Below are 17,677 nucleotides of genomic sequence, written 5' to 3' on the forward strand. Positions count from 1 at the left end.
AAACATGAACACCATCACCTTCCCAACGGCTCAACACGCTGTTGAAAAGATCGCCCAAGAATTTGTGATTTATAGCCAATTAAATCACCCTGTGCATATTTCTCTTTCTGGCGGTTCAACGCCTAAGCTGTTATTCAAAACTTTAGCCAAAGCGCCTTATACCGAACAAATCAACTGGAGAAATCTGCATTTTTGGTGGGGTGATGATCGCATGGTTCCGCCAACAGATTCAGAAAGCAACTACGGTGAAGTGCAAAAACGCTTATTTGATCATATTCAAATTCCCGCAGAAAATATCCACCGAATTCGTGGCGAAAATGAACCGCACTTTGAGTTAAAACGTTTCGAAGAAGAATTAAGTGCGGTCATTCCAAACGGTGTTTTTGATTGGATCATTTTAGGTATGGGGACTGACGGTCATACCGCTTCTCTCTTCCCACATCAAACTAATTTTGATGATGAAAACCTAGCTGTCATTGCCAAACACCCTGAAAGTGGTCAAATTCGCATTTCTAAAACAGCCAAACTCATTGAACAAGCCAAACGCATTACCTATTTAGTCACTGGCGAAAGCAAAGCAGACATTTTAAAAGAAATCCAAACGACTCCTGCAGAGAATCTGCCTTATCCCGCAGCAAAAATTAAAGCAAAAAATGGCGTGACGGAATGGTATTTGGATAAAGCGGCGGCGAAATTGCTATAACAAGTTGAGTATCAAATACCATAGGATTGCAAAATGATAGACTACAAAGTAAATGAACCAATTTCAGTTAAACAATTTATTGAATTGTTAAATAAAACAACGCTCGGGGCACGCCGTCCGTTAGAGGATGAAAAACGCGTCGCGGCAATGTTGCATCATGCGGATTTATTAGTCACCGCTTGGGATGGTGAACGATTAGTGGGTGTGGCACGTTCCGTGACGGATTTTGCCTACTGCTGTTATTTATCTGATTTAGCGGTTGATGAGCAATATCAAAAACAAGGTATCGGCTTGCAGTTAATTGAACACACTAAACAAGCCTTACATCCACAAGCCAAAATTGTGCTTTTATCTGCTCCACAAGCAGTAGATTATTATCCGCATATTGGATTTACTCAACATATGAGTGCATGGACGAAGAGTTAATTTATTAGAATGATATGGAGACAAAAATGAAAAAACTGTTTGTACTACTTACTTCAACGTTGTTATTTGCTTGTTCATCTGGTCCATCTTTAGATCAGTTAGCGACACAAATGCCAAAAGATAATCGCTCAGTAATGCTTCAAGTTCCAGAAGCAGGAAACCCAGTTTCAAATGGAATGCTTGTAGCAACGATTAGAACCGCAGGTGGTACTTCAGGAAAACGACTCGTATCTCTTTTAGCTACAGATAATTTACACATTGGAATTGCAGGGAACAGTCAATCTGTGAATAAAGCAGTTGCTATGTATGGACTAAATAATGCAGAAAAGGTCGGCAAGGATGTATCTTTATACCTTGTTGGAGATAGTCAAAGTGATAAAGCAGATCTAGAAAAAGCCGCAAAAGCGAAAAATGTCGAAATGCATTACATTATGCAAAAATAAGATATAGATACATCAGATGCGGAGTGACTTAATGTTGAATTTAGATAATAAAAAATTTGTTGCTGTTGAAAATACCGCAAATGGTGAGGTCAGTAGCCAAACAGAATTTCATTACCATCAACAAGGTAAAATGATTTGGGCAGAATATGGTGGCGGTGAAATTTTAAAAGGCTTTTTAATTGGAAAATGGATTGACGATACTCAAATTGAATTTACGTATCAACATTTAAATCAATCTCTAGAAAATCGTCTGGGTCGTTGTTGTACAACATTTTCTTTAGAAGAAAGTAAACTCGTCGGCCATGAAAAATGGCAGTGGCTAGACACGTTAGAGCAAGGTAGCTCTTTAATTAGAGAAATTTAAAAGAAGTTTGGCTATAGAATATCTAAAACAAGCTTCTTATACTTTACAATAAATACTAAATGATAGGTGCATCTGTACCTCACAAACAGGAGAAAACAATGTCAGTAAAAGGCGACATCGGTGTTATCGGCTTAGCCGTAATGGGGCAAAACCTCATTTTAAATATGAATGATCATGGCTTTAAAGTTGTGGCATATAACCGTACCACTTCAAAAGTGGATGAATTTTTACAAGGTCCGGCAAAAGGCACCAATATTATCGGCGCATACTCGTTAGAAGATTTAGCTTCTAAATTAGAAAAACCACGCAAAGTAATGTTAATGGTGCGTGCGGGTGATGTGGTAGATCAATTCATTGAGGCATTATTACCGCACTTAGAAGAAGGCGACATCATTATTGATGGTGGTAACTCAAACTATCCTGATACTAACCGTCGTGTTAAAGCATTGGCTGAAAAAGGCATTCGCTTTATTGGTTCGGGTGTTTCAGGTGGTGAAGAAGGCGCACGTCATGGACCATCTATCATGCCGGGTGGTAACCAAGAAGCATGGCCATATGTTAAGCCAATCTTCCAAGCAATCGCTGCTAAAACAGAACAAGGGGAACCTTGCTGTGACTGGGTTGGCGGTGAAGGCGCCGGCCACTTTGTGAAAATGGTTCACAATGGTATCGAATATGGCGATATGCAATTAATCTGTGAAGCTTACCAATTCTTAAAAGAAGGTTTAGGCTTAAGCTATGAAGAAATGCAAGCTATCTTCGCAGAATGGAAAAAAACTGAACTTGATAGCTATTTAATCGATATCACCACCGATATTCTTGGTTATAAAGATGCTGATGGTGAACCATTAGTTGAAAAGATCTTAGATACAGCTGGCCAAAAAGGGACCGGTAAATGGACGGGTATCAATGCATTAGATTTCGGTATTCCATTAACCTTAATCACTGAATCTGTCTTTGCTCGTTGCGTATCTTCCTTTAAAGATCAACGTGTTGCCGCTAACCAATTATTTGGCAAAACAATTCAACCTGTTGAAGGCGATAAAAAAGTGTGGATTGAAGCGGTACGTAAAGCCTTATTGGCGTCTAAAATCATTTCTTACGCACAAGGCTTTATGCTGATTCGTGAAGCCTCTGAACAATTTGGCTGGAACATCAACTACGGTGCAACAGCATTATTATGGCGTGAAGGTTGTATTATCCGTAGCCGTTTCTTAGGTAACATTCGTGATGCATATGAAGCAAATCCAGATTTAATCTTCTTGGGTTCAGATAGCTACTTCAAAGGCATTTTAGAAAACGCATTAAGTGACTGGCGTAAAGTGGTGGCAAAATCTATCGAAGTGGGCATTCCAATGCCATGTATGGCATCTGCGATTACCTTCTTAGACGGTTACACTTCAGCCCGTTTGCCAGCAAACTTATTGCAAGCACAACGTGACTACTTCGGCGCACATACTTATGAGCGTACTGACAAACCACGCGGTGAATTCTTCCACACCAACTGGACAGGTCGCGGCGGTAATACTGCATCTACTACTTATGATGTGTAAGTCTAAAAACGTATGATAAACTCACCGCACTTTGTTCACATAAAGTGCGGTTTATTTTTACCTTATTTTGGAGAAACCTATGTTACCTCAATCACGCTTAGATAAAATTTCAGAAATGGAAAACCTTCTTAATGAAGCAGAGAGTTTCTTAGCCGACGCAGAACAATTTCTTGAAAAATGGCAGGCTTTCTTACCAAAAATGAAAACCTTAGAACACTATTATTTTGATGGTGACTGGCGAGAAGATTATCAAGCTTATGAGGACGGTAAAATCCCAGAGGATATGCCTTGTGGTGTATTAAGTGAAGATTTAGTATTTAATGCGAGTACAGGACACCATGGATTGGCGATTGAATATTTGAAAGTGGTTGCGAAAGTATTAGATAATGGCCCTGCCAAGTAGACAGGGCCAAACCAAATAGAATAATTAATTGCTTACTTTTTTAGCACCAAAAGCTCCGCCATATCTATTGAAGTTATTATAAACTCCCGCAACCTCTTCAGCATTTTTGCCATAAAAACCACCAGAAACTCTTAAACTTCTAACTGAGGATGCGTCTTCATTACTAAATTTATTGCCTTTAATTTGAGCATTGAAAGGAAGATCTGCTTTACCTTTACCATCTTCAGCTGGAACTTCAAAAGCGCCAGAAATAGTCTTATCACCGAAATTGACGTCAAGTGTTGCTTTACCGGTTACAAGGTAATATTTAGCGTTGCTAAACTTGTTATCTTTATTATCTACTTCAATCAAATGTTGACCTTCATATCTTGCTGAGCCACTAGCTGGAATATTTTCTACATCAGTTTCTCTACCCTGAGCAAAAAGAATACCCTCATGCGACATCTGATCAACCACCAAACCATAACGAGCATTTTTTAGGTTATCACCAATCATTCGAGTTGTAACACCAGAGGTTGTCGACTTAGCATCTTGCAACCAACCATCATTACGAATCATATCAGATCCAACTAGTGGAATATCTTTCCCTCTTACACTTAATTTATCAATATTATTGTCTCTTTCATAAGAATCGAAGAAAATCGAATTGTTTCCTGTAAAACTCAAGCCTGTTACTTTATCTTTCTTCAATTCAACTTTTTTATTCGAAGAATTATTTGGTGCAGGGCTAGAGCTATTGCTAGAGCTATTGCTATTGCTATTGCTATTGCTATCACCACTGCCACCACCACTGCCACAAGCAGCTAAAGCAACTGATAATACAGTTAATAATAAAGTATGTTTTACTTTCATAGTAGATTCCTCTTAGGGTTATTAAATAAATCCAGATTGGAATTATATCATTTTAAAACAATATATTAAATGTAACACCCTTATAAAAATACGATTAAAAATACGATAAACAATCCTATTAAATATATTTACTGAACTTTCATTCATCTCCGTTTGTCTTATAGAATACTATCAATATGGATAGTTTTATATGTTAAACACGGAGAGATCCTATGAAATTAATTGGAAAATCACTTGTTATCGCGATGACTATTATTTCCCTTGCTGCATGTGGAAATATGAACCGTACACAAAAAAATACAACAGCTGGTGCAGCTATTGGTGGTGCAGCAGGCTATATGCTTGGTGGTAATACCGCGACCACATTAGGTGGTGCCGCATTAGGTGGCGTAATCGGTAGCCAAGTCAATAAATAGTCAAAAAAATAACCGCACTTAATAAGTGGCGGTTATTTTTTTATTATTTCTCATCTGTTTTTTCTGTGCTTGGTTTACGGCGTTTACCAATATTTTTCGTATCTTTATGACGTAATTTGGCTTTCTTCTTCACCTCTGATTTTTTCTTTTCTTCACGTTTTTCTTTAATACGCGCCTTTTGCTTTTTAGACATGGATTTTACTTCACCATCTTTTGGTGGTTTAGTGCGAGGTTCTAAGCCTTCTAAAATCCGTGCTTTCAAAAGCTCTTCCGTATAACGTTTTATTTTACCGAGCAATTTATAATCATGGGCTTCAACAAAAGAAACAGCTGTGCCCTTTTTCCCTGCACGAGCCGTACGACCAATACGATGTAAATAGGTATCTGCACTGTAAGGTAAATCGAAGTTCATGACATGTGTCACATCATCAATATCAATCCCACGAGCAGCGACATCAGTAGCCACTAACACAGTAACAACACCTGATTTTAATTTATCAATGGCATTATTACGTTGTGTTTGCGCCATATCGCCTTCTAAATAAGTAGAACGAATACCGCGTTTACGCAAAGTCTCAGAAAGCTCACGCACATCTTCTCTACGACGCACAAACACAATGCCGCGACTCACGTTCTCGGTTTCGATAAAACGCGCAAGCAACTTGATTTTATGTTCATTGCTGTCGGCATGATAATACCATTGGTTGATTTTCTTGCGCTCACGACGACTTGGTTCTGCATCGATTTTTACCGGATCATTTAATAAACGATCTGCAAAATCGACTAATAACTCCCCTTCTAATGTGGCAGAGAAAAGAAGGGTTTGTTTACGCCAACGCGTTTCAGCGGCAATTTTCTCCGCATCTTGGCCAAAGCCCATTTGCAACATGCGATCTGCTTCATCAAAAATCAATATTTCTACCGCACGACAATCAAAGTTTTCTTCTTTGATGTATTGCAACAAACGCCCCGGTGTTGCCACCACGATATCTTGATTTGAATTAAACACTTCCCCATGATTTTGATACGCCACACCGCCAGTAATGGTTGCAATCTTCAAATGTGTGAATTGTGTCAACTCTTCCGCTTGCTCTGCAACCTGCATCGCTAACTCACGGGTTGGCGTTAAAATTAAAATACGAGGTGCCCCTGGTTTACGACGTGGATAATCCAATAAATGCTGAATCGCGGGCAATAAAAATGCAGCAGTTTTGCCTGTACCTGTTGGTGCAGAACCGAGCACATCACGTTCTTCCATGGCTGCCGGAATCGCTTCTAATTGGATTGCGGTCGGGCGGGTGTAGCCTTTCTTTTCTAAGGCTTTTAATAATTCGGGGGAAAGATCGAATTCTTCAAATGGGGATAAATTCATTATTTTGCATTAATTTGTTAAAATTGGGGCTGATTATACCTGAAAGTGCGGTCATTTTCCGCAAGATTTTATGAGCAGCTTTACCTTTAAACAATTCCATATTAATCAACAACATTGTGCAATGAAAGTCGGCACAGATGGCATTTTACTGGGTGCTTGGGCGGATGTGTCTGATTGTCAGCGGATTCTTGATATGGGAACTGGCACAGGCTTGGTTGCACTAATGCTCGCCCAACGAAGTCATGAGCATTGCCAAATTGAAGCCGTTGAACTTGATCCCCTTGCAGCACAACAAGCACAAGAAAACTTCAAGGCTTCGCCATGGCACAATCGTCTTCATTTAACACGCCAAGATGTGCAAACCTATTGCCAACAAACTGCACATCAATTTGATTTAATTGTGGCGAATCCGCCTTATTTTGCGCAAGGTATAGAATGTAAAAATGATGAGCGAGCACTTGCTCGTTATGTTCAACAAAGCCATTTAGATTGGTTAAATTGGGCGGCGAGTTGTTTATCCGAAAAAGGAAAAATCAGTTTTGTCTTGCCTTATGAGGCGGGAAAAACATTGATAAATTCAACCGCACTTTATTGTATTAAGCAGACTGATGTCATTACAAAGACAGGGAAAGCACCACAACGAATGTTACTCACGTTTAGCCGAGAGCATTTACCACAGGTAAAAGATAGCTTGGTGATTTATAACGAAAACAATCAGTACACAGAGGAATTTATTGCATTGACGAAGACATTTTATTTAAAAATGTAAGGGCATATGACTATGCCCTTTTCTATCGATGTGATTAATGGCTTTCCGCTTTGACGAGTTTTGTCCAGTTGTAATAACCATATAATGAGTTAAGTAAGTAAGCACTATACATTAAGTACATCGCTGGCTGCTCAGCCCAAAGCAAAATGGAAAGCACATTTAAGACAATCCACAATAACCATTGCTCACGATAACGCAAAATCATCAATAATTGCGCCGCTACGGTGATAATTGTGGTTAAACCATCTAATCCTGTAGAACTCCCGCCCGCTGCTTTTAAAGCCTGCACAAAGCAGAATGTACCAATCCCCACACTCACGAGTAAAATTGCCCAACCTTTTGGTGTTAAAGCTTTTGCAATTACACTTTCACCGCCATTATCGTTTTGCATGTGTTGTTTCCACATAAAATAACCGATAAATTGTGATGGAATATATACATAGAGCACCGTATTCATTTCGCCCAGGAAATTGTTTCCCCAGGCGACATAAAAATAGGTGTAAGCAAAAATAAGCCCAAAGAAATAATTACTAATTTTTCCTTTACTCACCAATACTACACAGAGAATACCCGCAATACCCGAAATCATGCCTAATGGGCTATCTGGAGCAAGAACATAAGCAATAATTTGCGCGGCAAGGAAAATAACTACCCATACCACTTCAAAAGGCTTCCAACCGGATAAAAATTCTTCTTTAAGTCGTTCTGTCCAATTCATGGAACACTCCTGTTTTATAAAAAGTACGCCATTTTCACACCGCACTTTTTTAAAGTAAAGCATAGCGGGTATTTAATTTGATTATTGTGAGATAAATCACACTTTATTTTTCATACTTTTAGATGCCCATACCTTGCTTTCCCTTATAATCAGACTACAATATCGCCCCATTTTAAGAGATTCATTAAGAGGAAGATGATGTCATTTGCAATCGGTCAACGTTGGATTAGCGAAACAGAAAATAGCCTCGGATTAGGGATGATTACCGCCTTAGATTTCCGCTCTATTACCCTTCACTTTCCTGCCACAGATGAAACCCGAATTTATGCGGTGGCACAAGCGCCATTAACCCGAATTGCATTGAATAAAGGGGAACAACTTCATCACCAGGCAGGTTGGCAAGGTGAAGTGCTTGATGTTCAAGAAATGAATGGTCTCTTATTTTATTTAGTCAAAAATATGCAAGGCGAAGAGATTATCGTCAATGAAAAAGAACTTTCTCCGATTATCTCCTTTAGCCAAGCGAAAGATCGTCTCTTTTCATCGCAAATTGACCGCAGTGAACATTTTGCGTTGCGTTATCAAACGCTTCTACATCAACAAGCTCAATTCCAATCGCCTTTGCGTGGCTTACGAGGCAATCGTGCGGGGTTAATTCCTCACCAACTTCATATTGCGCAAGAGGTAGGAAATCGTGTTAATCCTCGTGTACTCTTAGCCGATGAAGTAGGTTTAGGTAAAACCATTGAAGCGGGCATGATTTTGCAAAACCAGCTTTTTGCTGAAAAAGTGCAACGTGTGTTAATTATTGTACCGGAAACTTTGCAACATCAATGGCTTGTCGAAATGCTTCGTCGTTTTAATTTACATTTTTCATTATTTGATGAAGAACGTTGTGAAGATTTTGCCGAACAAGCGATCAATCCATTTAGCACAGAAAGCTTAATTATCTGTGCATTAGACTGGTTAAAAGCACATCCTCATCGCGTACAACAAGCCATTGAAGCTGAATTTGACTGTTTAATTGTCGATGAAGCGCATCATTTAGCTTGGTCTGAAAATGCGCCGAGTGCAGCTTATTTATTGGTGGAACAATTAGCGAACGTTATTCCGTCTGTTTTATTACTCACTGCAACGCCTGAACAACTAGGTTTGGAAAGCCATTTTGCACGATTACGCTTGCTTGATCCTGAGCGTTTTTATGATTACCAAGCCTTCTTAAAAGAGCAGGAAAATTACCAACCTGTGGCCGATGCGGTGCAATCATTGCTTTCAGAGAAGCCGCTAAGTGCGGTTGAAAAAAATCATATTTCTGATTTACTTAATGAGCAAGATGTCGAACCATTATTTAAAGCTTTAGCCTGTCATAATGATGAGGAGAAGCAAGCTGCGAGACAAGAGCTCATTCAAAATCTCATCGATAGACACGGTACAAGTCGTATTTTATTTCGCAATACACGCCAAGGTGTAAAAGGTTTCCCTCACAGGGTTTATCACCAAGTAACGATTGATGCTACTGAGGCTGATGAAAAAATTCATTGGTTAATTGATTTCTTAAAATCACACCGAAATAAAAAAATCTTAGTCATTTGTAAAACAGCACAAACGGCAATTCAACTTGAGCAAATCTTACGAGAAAAAGAAGCCATTCGCAGTGCTGTTTTCCATGAAAGAATGTCAATCATTGAACGAGATCGCGCGGCAGCTTATTTTTCTGATACCGAAAATGGTGCTCAAGTTTTACTGAGTTCTAGCATTGGTTCTGAAGGCAGAAATTTCCAATTTGCTTGTCATCTCGTACTCTTCGATTTACCAGAAAATCCTGACTTACTTGAGCAATGTATTGGCCGTTTAGATCGCATCGGGCAAACGCGAGACGTACAAATTTACGTACCTTGCCTATTAGGTTCTGCACAGCAAGATTTAGCACGTTGGTATCATGAAGGTTTAAATGCCTTTGAACAAACTTGTCCGATTGGTATGGCATTGTTTGAACAATATGAAGCTTTATTAAAAGTGCGGTCAGAAAATAAAGCAGATTTTGAGCAACTCATCCTCCAAACGCAAAAACAAGCAAAAACATTACGTTTAACCTTAGAGAAAGGGCGTGATCGTTTGTTAGAGTTAAATTCGAATGGTGGCGAAAACGCACAAAGACTTGCGGCAGAAATATCTCAAACCGATAATTCACCCCAATTAGTCGATTTTGCACTGAATTTATTTGACATTATTGGTGTAGAACAAGATGATTTAGGTGAAAACAGCATTGTCATCACGCCAACGGGCACCATGCTTGTTCCCGATTTTCCAGGACTCAAAGAAGAAGGTGTTACAGTAACCTTTGACCGACAACTTGCTCTTGCGCGTGAGGAATTAGAATTTCTTACCTGGGATCACCCAATGATACGCCAAGGTATTGATTTAATTGTTTCTGGTGACATTGGCAAAGCATCGATGGCATTATTAGTCAATAAACAACTTCCTGCTGGTACTCTGTTGGTTGAATTGATTTATATGATTGAAAGCCAATCACCAAAAGGTTTGCAACTGAATCGTTTTCTTCCACCTACACCTGTTCGCTTATTGTTGGACAGCAAAGGAAATGATCTCGCCGGACAAGTTAATTTTGATACATTGCAAAATAAACTTAAGCCGCTAGGTAAAGACATTGCGAATAAAATGGTTAAAATGGCTCGTCCAAATATTGAGCAATTAATTAAACTAGGCGATCACAAAATGACTGAAATTGCACAAGCTCAAATTCGAGAAGCCAGTAAATTAGCCGATCAAACATTGAGCACTGAGCTCAATCGACTTATCGCCTTGAAAGCTGTAAATAAAAATATTCGTCAGGCGGAAATTGATTTATTAGAAAAACAACGTTTAGTTTCTTTGGAAGAGTTAAGTAAAGCAAGCTGGCGATTAGATAGTCTTCGGGTAATAGTGACAAACAAGGAATAATATGGCACTTATTGAATACCATCCCCCTTTAGAACCTTATTTAGATATTATCTACCAAGATAATCATATCTGCGTGGTGAACAAACCAAGTGGTTTACTTTCTGTACCAGGTAACCAGCCAGAGTACTATGATAGTGCAATGAGTCGGGTAAAAGAGAAATTTGGATTTTGTGAACCTGCACACCGCTTAGATATGGCCACAAGTGGGATTATTCTATTTGCATTAAGTAAAGCGGCAGATAAAGAGTTGAAACGTCAATTTCGTGAACGTGAGCCAAAGAAATATTATCAAGCTTTAGTATGGGGACACTTAGAACAAGATAGTGGGGAAATAAATCTTCCTATGATTTGCGATTGGGAAAATCGCCCTCGTCAGCGCATTGATTTTGTATTTGGCAAAAGAGCGGTCACTTTTTATGAAGTTTTAGAACGATTACCGACCAACTGTACTCGAGTTAAACTGACTCCAATTACAGGACGCTCACACCAACTACGTTTACATACACTTGCACTTGGACATCCAATTTTAGGTGACAAGTTTTATTCTCACCCACAAGCTAAATCGATGTCACCTCGCTTATGCTTACATGCAGAAGAACTTACGATTACTCACCCTATTACAGGTGAAAAAATGACATTCAGAGCTGAAGCTGAATTTTAGAAAAAAAGAAATATAAAAAAGGCTCACTGATGTGAGCCTTTTTATTTATAACAAATTATTATTCCGCTGCTGCTTCTGCAACTTCTGGACGATCAACTAACTCAATGTATGCCATTGGAGCGTTGTCACCTGCACGGAAACCACATTTTAAGATACGGGTGTAACCACCTGCACGTTGAGCAAAACGTGGACCTAATTCATTGAATAATTTCGCAACAGTTTCGATGTTACGAGTACGAGCGAATGCTAAACGACGGTTTGCAACGCTATCTTCTTTTGCTAATGTAATTAACGGTTCAACTACACGACGTAATTCTTTAGCTTTTGGTAAAGTAGTCTTGATGATTTCATGACTAACTAAAGCACTTGCTAAGTTACGGAACATCGCTTGGCGATGGCTGCTATTACGGTTTAGTTGACGACCACTCTTACGATGGCGCATGATCTTATCCTTCTCAGAAAAATCTTAACCTATGACCAAACTAGTCTTCAGCAATACTTGCTGGTGGCCAATTCTCAAGGCGCATACCAAGTGACAAGCCACGTGAAGCGAGAACGTCTTTAATTTCAGTAAGAGATTTCTTACCAAGATTAGGCGTTTTTAATAACTCAACTTCTGTACGTTGTACTAAGTCACCGATATAGTGAATTGTTTCTGCTTTCAAACAGTTAGCAGAACGAACTGTCAACTCTAAGTCATCAACAGGACGTAATAAAATCGGATCAAATTCCGGTTTTTCTTCCTTGACTTCAGGTTGACGAACATCACGCAAATCAACGAATGCATCGAGTTGCTCTGCTAAAATTGTTGCTGCACGACGAATTGCTTCTTCCGGATCAATAGTCCCGTTAGTTTCTAACTCGATAACTAGTTTATCTAAGTCAGTACGTTGTTCAACACGTGCTGCTTCAACATTGTAAGCAATACGGTCAACCGGGCTATAACAAGCGTCTACTAATAAACGACCGATAGGACGGTCTTCATTTTGTGAATGAGTACGAGCAGATGCAGGTACATAACCTCTACCACGTTGAACACGAATACGCATATTAATAGATGCGTTTTCGTCTGTTAAGTGACAGATTACATGTGATGGATTAACAATCTCAACATCACCATCGTGGGTGATATCTGCTGCAACAACAGGGCCAATTCCAGATTTATTTAATGTCAGAATAACATCATCTTTATTCTGTACTTTAACCGCTAGACCTTTAAGGTTTAAAAGAACTTCAAGAATATCTTCCTGAACACCTTCTTTACTACTATATTCGTGCAGTACGCCATCAATTTCTACTTCAGTTACAGCACAACCTGGCATTGAAGACAGAAGGATACGACGTAATGCATTCCCTAGAGTATGACCAAAGCCACGCTCTAACGGTTCTAAGATCACCTTAGCATGAGTAGAGCTAATTTGCTCGATATCTACTAAGCGTGGCTTTAAAAATTCTGTAACAGAACCCTGCATTTTATCCTCTCTTTGCTTTTAAGCTTAACTATTATTTAGAGTAAAGCTCAACGATCAGATGTTCGTTAATGTCTGCTGATAAATCAGAACGTTCAGGAACACGTTTGAACACACCTTCCATTTTTGCAGAATCAACTTCTAACCAAGTTGGTTTTTCTCTTTGTTCTGCTAATTCTAATGATGCTTTAATACGTGCTTGTTTTTTAGATTTCTCACGAACAGCAACAACATCATTTACAGAAACTTGGAAAGATGGGATATTTACAACACGACCATTTACGACAATCGCTTTGTGGCTCACTAATTGACGAGCTTCTGCGCGAGTTGCAGCAAATCCCATGCGATAAACAACGTTATCCAATCTACCTTCTAATAATACTAGTAAGTTTTCACCAGTATTACCTTTTAAACGGTTTGCTTCTTTATAGTAGTTACGGAATTGACGTTCTAAAATACCATAGATACGACGAACTTTTTGTTTTTCACGTAATTGACTACCATAGTCAGACAAACGCGGTTTACGAGCACCGTGTTGACCTGGTGCTGTATCAATTTTACATTTTGAATCAATCGCACGCACACCTGATTTAAGGAATAAATCAGTGCCTTCACGACGGCTGAGCTTGAGTTTAGGGCCCAAATATCTTGCCATTTTCTTTCTCCAACTATCCTATTACGCCATTAAACACGACGTTTTTTCGGTGGACGACAACCGTTATGAGGAATCGGAGTCACATCAGTGATGTTCGTGATACGGAAACCCGCTGCATTTAACGCACGGATTGTTGATTCACGACCCGGACCCGGACCTTTAACCATAACTTCCAAGTTCTTTAAGCCGAATTCTTTAACGATTTCAGCACAACGTTCTGCAGCAACTTGTGCAGCGAACGGGGTAGATTTACGAGAACCACGGAAACCTGAACCACCTGCTGTAGCCCAAGCTAAAGCATTACCTTGACGGTCAGTAATGGTAACGATTGTATTATTGAAAGATGCGTGAATATGTGCTACGCCATCTACAACTTGTTTTTTTACACGTTTACGTGCACGAACTGGTGTTTTAGCCATTCTTTATTTACCCCGACTATTTTTTGATCGGCTTACGTGGACCCTTACGGGTACGCGCATTAGTTTTAGTACGTTGACCACGTACCGGTAAACTACGACGATGACGTAAACCACGGTAACAACCTAAGTCTAAAAGACGTTTGATGTTTAGTGTTACTTCACGACGTAAGTCACCTTCAACGGTAAATTTACCAACTTCGTCACGCAGTTTGTCAATCTGCTCTTCAGACAATTCGCTGATCTTAACATCTTCAGCAATACCCGCTGCAGCACAAATGCTTTTAGAACGAGTTTTACCGATACCGTAAATTGCAGTTAAAGCGATTACAGCGTGTTTGTGATCAGGAATGTTAATGCCTGCAATACGGGCCACTATGCACTCCTATTATTTTAACTAATTTGGTATTCTGATCTTGAAAAGCCCGTTTTCAGGATACTCAAACAGAATACCAAGGACATAAATGAGTTGAGTAGTATAACTACTCAACCGGTTCTTTGCAAGAAGAAATGTTAATTAACCTTGACGTTGTTTGTGTTTAGGGTCGCTGCATAATACGCGAACAACACCTTCACGTTTAACAATTTTACAGTTACGACACATCTTCTTAACGGAAGCACGAACTTTCATTGCTTATCCTTTTTACTTAAATGAACAATTACTGTCCAAAACCTTTAAGGTTTGCTTTTTTTAACGCAGATTCATATTGAGACGACATTAAGTGACTCTGAACTTGCACGATAAAATCCATAATTACAACAACAACGATTAATAAGGAAGTACCACCGAAGTAGAATTTAACATCCCATGCTGATGTCATAATATAAGGGACTAAACATACGAACGTTACATAAAGACCGCCAATTAATGTTAAGCGAGTCATTACTTTATCAATGTAACGAGATGTTTGTTCACCTGGTCTAATTCCTGGGATAAATGCACCAGATTTTTTTAGATTATCTGCTGTATCACGTGGATTATATTGCATTGCAGTGTAGAAGAAACTGAAGAAAATAATCGCTACCGCATAAACAAGAAGATATAAAGGTTGTCCAGGATTCAACAACATTGATAAGTCATTTAACCACTCAAACTTATCATTCTGACCAAACCATTGTGTCAATGTAGCAGGGAATAAAATAATGCTTGAAGCAAAAATTGCTGGCATTACGTTTGCCATATTAACTTTTAATGGTAAGTGAGTTGAATGACCACCTAAAATTTGACGCCCTTGTTGACGCTTAGCATATTCAACACGAATTCTACGTTGTCCACGCTCTACGAAGACAACAAAGTAAGTTACTGCAAAAACAATAGCAGCGATTAGTAGAAGAACTAAAGGATGCATTTGTCCTTGACGAGCTTGCTCAACTGTTTCGATGATTGCATGTGGCAATCCTGCAACAATACCACCAAAAACAAGAATTGAGATACCGTTACCAATACCTCTTTCAGTAATTTGCTCACCTAACCACATTAAGAACATGGTTCCGGTAACAAGACTCACTACTGCAGTGAAGTAAAAAGTAAAACCGATATTTGGCACTAATTGTGGCAACATATTCGGTAAACCGGTAGAAATTGCGATAGCTTGGATAGTAGCAAAAACCACCGTTGCATAACGAGTATACTTGGTGATTTTTCTTTGTCCTGCAGCGCCTTCTTTTTTCAATTCTGCTAAAGCAGGTGAAACCGTAGCAAGCAATTGCATTACGATAGATGCCGAGATATACGGCATGATACCTAATGCTAAAATTGATGCTCGGCTCAATGCACCACCAGAGAACATGTTTAACATATCAATGATGGTGCCTTTTTGTTGTTCAACTAATTGAGCTAGCACGGCGGCATCAATACCAGGAAGCGGAATAAAAGAACCAATACGATAAACGATAAGTGCACCTAATACAAAAAGCAATCTGCTTTTTAGTTCACCAGTACCACTATTAGTACTTCTGCTTTGATAACCTGGTTGTTTAGCCATTTGCTAATTATTCCTCAACTGAACCGCCAGCAGCTTCGATTGCTGCTTTTGCACCTTTAGTTACACGTAAACCACGTACAGTAACTGCAGATTTCACTTCACCAGCTAAGATAACTTTAGCGAATTGAATATCTTTAGTTAAAATGTTTGCAGCTTTTAATGCTTCTAAAGTGACAACATTTCCTTCAACTTTTGTTAATTCGTTTAAACGAACTTCAGCAGTTACCGCTGATTTCATTGAAGTGAAACCAAATTTTGGTAAACGACGGTATAATGGCATTTGGCCACCCTCGAAACCACGACGAACACCGCCGCCAGTACGAGATTTTTGACCTTTATGACCACGACCACCAGTTTTTCCTAAACCTGAACCAATACCACGACCAAGGCGTTTTGCGCTGTGCTTAGCACCTTCAGCCGGAGATAGAGTATTTAAACGCATTCTCTTACTCCTCCACTTTAACCATGTATGAAACTTGGTTAATCATACCACGTACTGCCGGAGTATCGATTAACTCAACAGTATGGTGCATATGGCGAAGACCAAGACCACGCAAGGTAGCTTTGTGCTTCGGTAAACGAGCAATTGAGCTACGAACTTGAGTTACTTTAATAGTTTTAGCCATTATCAATTACCCCAAAATTTCATCAACGGTTTTGCCACGTTTAGCAGCAACCATTTCTGGTGATTTCATATTTGCTAATGCATCAATAGTTGCACGAACAACGTTGATTGGGTTGGTTGAACCATACGCTTTAGAAAGAACGTTACGTACACCAGCAACTTCTAACACTGAACGCATTGCACCACCTGCGATGATACCTGTACCTTCGCTAGCTGGTTGCATAAATACGCGAGAACCAGTGTGAACACCTTTAACTGGGTGTTGTAATGTACCTTCATTTAAAGCGACATTAATCATATTGCGACGTGCTTTTTCCATCGCTTTTTGGATCGCTGCCGGAACTTCGCGAGCTTTACCATAACCAAAACCTACGCGACCGTTACCATCGCCTACTACTGTTAAAGCAGTAAAGCTCATAATACGACCACCTTTTACAGTTTTTGATACACGGTTTACTGCGATTAGCTTCTCTTGCAGTTCACCAGCTTGTTTTTCGATGTTTGACATCTCAATTTACCTCATTAGAACTGTAGACCAGCTTCACGTGCAGCGTCCGCTAAAGTTTGGACACGACCATGATATTTAAAACCGGAACGGTCAAAAGCAACGTCTTTAACGCCTTTTGCTAATGCGCGCTCAGCAACAAGTTTACCTACTACTGCTGCGGCATCTTTATTACCGGTATATTTAACTTGCTCACGAATTGCTTTTTCAACAGTTGAAGCAGCGGCAAGCACTTCTGAACCGTTTGGTGCAATAACTTGTGCGTAGATATGACGCGGAGTACGGTGAATAACTAGACGAGTTACACCTTGCTCTCTCATCATATGGCGTGCACGAGCTGCACGACGGATACGAGCTGATTTCTTATCCATAGTGTTACCT

Annotated in this window: 24 protein-coding genes; 10 read left to right on the forward strand and 14 right to left on the reverse strand. The window is 39.5% G+C overall.

What is annotated here, in order from left to right; translation table 11 throughout:
• The first annotated feature begins 4 nt into the window (after window positions 1-4).
• The 6 genes from pgl (at window position 5) to AC979_RS04650 (ending at window position 3,892) form a co-directional block, all read left to right on the forward strand.
• On the forward strand, window positions 5-703 hold the full coding sequence (pgl, locus tag AC979_RS04625) for a 6-phosphogluconolactonase (RefSeq protein WP_049369899.1): 699 nt from the start codon (window positions 5-7) through the stop codon (window positions 701-703).
• A 33-nt stretch (window positions 704-736) separates the two neighbouring features.
• Entirely contained in the window at window positions 737-1,129 is a 393-nt protein-coding gene (locus tag AC979_RS04630) for a GNAT family N-acetyltransferase (RefSeq protein ID WP_049373071.1), read from the forward strand.
• A gap of 26 nt (window positions 1,130-1,155) precedes the next feature.
• Window positions 1,156-1,572, forward strand: coding sequence for a hypothetical protein (locus tag AC979_RS04635; protein WP_065420070.1), 417 nt, complete (start codon window positions 1,156-1,158; stop codon window positions 1,570-1,572).
• 31 nt (window positions 1,573-1,603) lie between these two features.
• The gene (locus tag AC979_RS04640; RefSeq protein WP_049373073.1) at window positions 1,604-1,936 is read left to right on the forward strand and encodes a hypothetical protein; all 333 of its coding nucleotides are present in this window, start codon (window positions 1,604-1,606) and stop codon (window positions 1,934-1,936) included.
• A 98-nt stretch (window positions 1,937-2,034) separates the two neighbouring features.
• Complete coding sequence (gnd, locus tag AC979_RS04645) at window positions 2,035-3,489, forward strand: decarboxylating NADP(+)-dependent phosphogluconate dehydrogenase (protein WP_049373074.1); 1,455 nt, start codon at window positions 2,035-2,037, stop codon at window positions 3,487-3,489.
• Between the two features lie 79 nt (window positions 3,490-3,568).
• Window positions 3,569-3,892 (forward strand): DUF4298 domain-containing protein, encoded by a 324-nt coding sequence (locus tag AC979_RS04650; RefSeq protein WP_049369903.1) that lies wholly within the window; start codon window positions 3,569-3,571, stop codon window positions 3,890-3,892.
• Window positions 3,893-3,916: 24 nt separating this feature from the next.
• On the opposite strand, the gene AC979_RS04655 is transcribed toward AC979_RS04650, so the two are convergent.
• Complete coding sequence (locus AC979_RS04655) at window positions 3,917-4,744, reverse strand: transferrin-binding protein-like solute binding protein (protein ID WP_049373076.1); 828 nt, start codon at window positions 4,742-4,744, stop codon at window positions 3,917-3,919.
• A gap of 212 nt (window positions 4,745-4,956) precedes the next feature.
• Here AC979_RS04655 and AC979_RS04660 point away from each other — a divergent pair, with 212 nt between their 5' ends.
• Window positions 4,957-5,160 (forward strand): surface antigen, encoded by a 204-nt coding sequence (locus tag AC979_RS04660; protein WP_049373078.1) that lies wholly within the window; start codon window positions 4,957-4,959, stop codon window positions 5,158-5,160.
• A gap of 43 nt (window positions 5,161-5,203) precedes the next feature.
• On the opposite strand, the gene srmB is transcribed toward AC979_RS04660, so the two are convergent.
• Complete coding sequence (gene srmB, locus AC979_RS04665; protein WP_049373080.1) at window positions 5,204-6,532, reverse strand: ATP-dependent RNA helicase SrmB; 1,329 nt, start codon at window positions 6,530-6,532, stop codon at window positions 5,204-5,206.
• Window positions 6,533-6,602: 70 nt separating this feature from the next.
• Here srmB and AC979_RS04670 point away from each other — a divergent pair, with 70 nt between their 5' ends.
• Window positions 6,603-7,301 carry a tRNA1(Val) (adenine(37)-N6)-methyltransferase gene (locus AC979_RS04670; protein WP_049373082.1) on the forward strand — a complete coding sequence of 233 codons (699 nt, stop codon included), beginning with the start codon at window positions 6,603-6,605 and terminating at the stop codon, window positions 7,299-7,301.
• A gap of 34 nt (window positions 7,302-7,335) precedes the next feature.
• Here AC979_RS04670 and pnuC read toward each other — a convergent pair whose 3' ends face one another.
• The gene (pnuC, locus tag AC979_RS04675) at window positions 7,336-8,019 is read right to left on the reverse strand and encodes a nicotinamide riboside transporter PnuC (RefSeq protein ID WP_049373084.1); all 684 of its coding nucleotides are present in this window, start codon (window positions 8,017-8,019) and stop codon (window positions 7,336-7,338) included.
• Window positions 8,020-8,217: 198 nt separating this feature from the next.
• On the opposite strand from pnuC, the gene rapA reads away from it, so the two are divergent.
• Window positions 8,218-10,980, forward strand: a complete 2,763-nt coding sequence (gene rapA, locus AC979_RS04680; RefSeq protein WP_049373085.1) for an RNA polymerase-associated protein RapA — start codon at window positions 8,218-8,220, stop codon at window positions 10,978-10,980.
• 1 nt (window position 10,981) lies between these two features.
• A complete protein-coding gene (gene rluA / locus AC979_RS04685) occupies window positions 10,982-11,641 on the forward strand; it encodes a bifunctional tRNA pseudouridine(32) synthase/23S rRNA pseudouridine(746) synthase RluA (protein ID WP_049373088.1) in 660 nt (219 codons plus the stop codon).
• Between the two features lie 58 nt (window positions 11,642-11,699).
• Here the strand turns inward: rluA and rplQ are convergent, their stop codons facing one another.
• The 11 genes from rplQ to rplR form a co-directional block, all read right to left on the reverse strand.
• Window positions 11,700-12,083 carry a 50S ribosomal protein L17 gene (gene rplQ, locus AC979_RS04690; RefSeq protein ID WP_005695104.1) on the reverse strand — a complete coding sequence of 128 codons (384 nt, stop codon included), beginning with the start codon at window positions 12,081-12,083 and terminating at the stop codon, window positions 11,700-11,702.
• A 40-nt stretch (window positions 12,084-12,123) separates the two neighbouring features.
• Window positions 12,124-13,113 (reverse strand): DNA-directed RNA polymerase subunit alpha, encoded by a 990-nt coding sequence (locus tag AC979_RS04695; protein WP_005695102.1) that lies wholly within the window; start codon window positions 13,111-13,113, stop codon window positions 12,124-12,126.
• A 31-nt stretch (window positions 13,114-13,144) separates the two neighbouring features.
• Window positions 13,145-13,765 (reverse strand): 30S ribosomal protein S4, encoded by a 621-nt coding sequence (gene rpsD / locus AC979_RS04700; protein ID WP_005625866.1) that lies wholly within the window; start codon window positions 13,763-13,765, stop codon window positions 13,145-13,147.
• Between the two features lie 29 nt (window positions 13,766-13,794).
• Window positions 13,795-14,184 (reverse strand): 30S ribosomal protein S11, encoded by a 390-nt coding sequence (gene rpsK / locus AC979_RS04705; RefSeq protein ID WP_005543603.1) that lies wholly within the window; start codon window positions 14,182-14,184, stop codon window positions 13,795-13,797.
• Window positions 14,185-14,200: 16 nt separating this feature from the next.
• A complete protein-coding gene (gene rpsM, locus AC979_RS04710) occupies window positions 14,201-14,557 on the reverse strand; it encodes a 30S ribosomal protein S13 (protein ID WP_005548758.1) in 357 nt (118 codons plus the stop codon).
• Window positions 14,558-14,698: 141 nt separating this feature from the next.
• Window positions 14,699-14,812 (reverse strand): 50S ribosomal protein L36, encoded by a 114-nt coding sequence (gene rpmJ / locus AC979_RS04715; RefSeq protein ID WP_005625868.1) that lies wholly within the window; start codon window positions 14,810-14,812, stop codon window positions 14,699-14,701.
• Window positions 14,813-14,840: 28 nt separating this feature from the next.
• Window positions 14,841-16,166, reverse strand: coding sequence for a preprotein translocase subunit SecY (gene secY, locus AC979_RS04720; protein ID WP_005695101.1), 1,326 nt, complete (start codon window positions 16,164-16,166; stop codon window positions 14,841-14,843).
• Between the two features lie 7 nt (window positions 16,167-16,173).
• Window positions 16,174-16,608 (reverse strand): 50S ribosomal protein L15, encoded by a 435-nt coding sequence (rplO, locus tag AC979_RS04725; RefSeq protein WP_005695100.1) that lies wholly within the window; start codon window positions 16,606-16,608, stop codon window positions 16,174-16,176.
• A 4-nt stretch (window positions 16,609-16,612) separates the two neighbouring features.
• Window positions 16,613-16,792, reverse strand: a complete 180-nt coding sequence (rpmD, locus tag AC979_RS04730; protein ID WP_005543631.1) for a 50S ribosomal protein L30 — start codon at window positions 16,790-16,792, stop codon at window positions 16,613-16,615.
• A 6-nt stretch (window positions 16,793-16,798) separates the two neighbouring features.
• A complete protein-coding gene (rpsE, locus tag AC979_RS04735; protein ID WP_005695098.1) occupies window positions 16,799-17,299 on the reverse strand; it encodes a 30S ribosomal protein S5 in 501 nt (166 codons plus the stop codon).
• A 14-nt stretch (window positions 17,300-17,313) separates the two neighbouring features.
• Window positions 17,314-17,667, reverse strand: a complete 354-nt coding sequence (gene rplR / locus AC979_RS04740; protein WP_005695097.1) for a 50S ribosomal protein L18 — start codon at window positions 17,665-17,667, stop codon at window positions 17,314-17,316.
• Between the last annotated feature and the right edge of the window lie 10 nt (window positions 17,668-17,677).

The sequence above is a fragment of the Parahaemophilus parainfluenzae genome, from assembly GCF_001053575.1.
Lineage (GTDB): Bacteria > Pseudomonadota > Gammaproteobacteria > Enterobacterales > Pasteurellaceae > Haemophilus_D > Haemophilus_D parainfluenzae_S.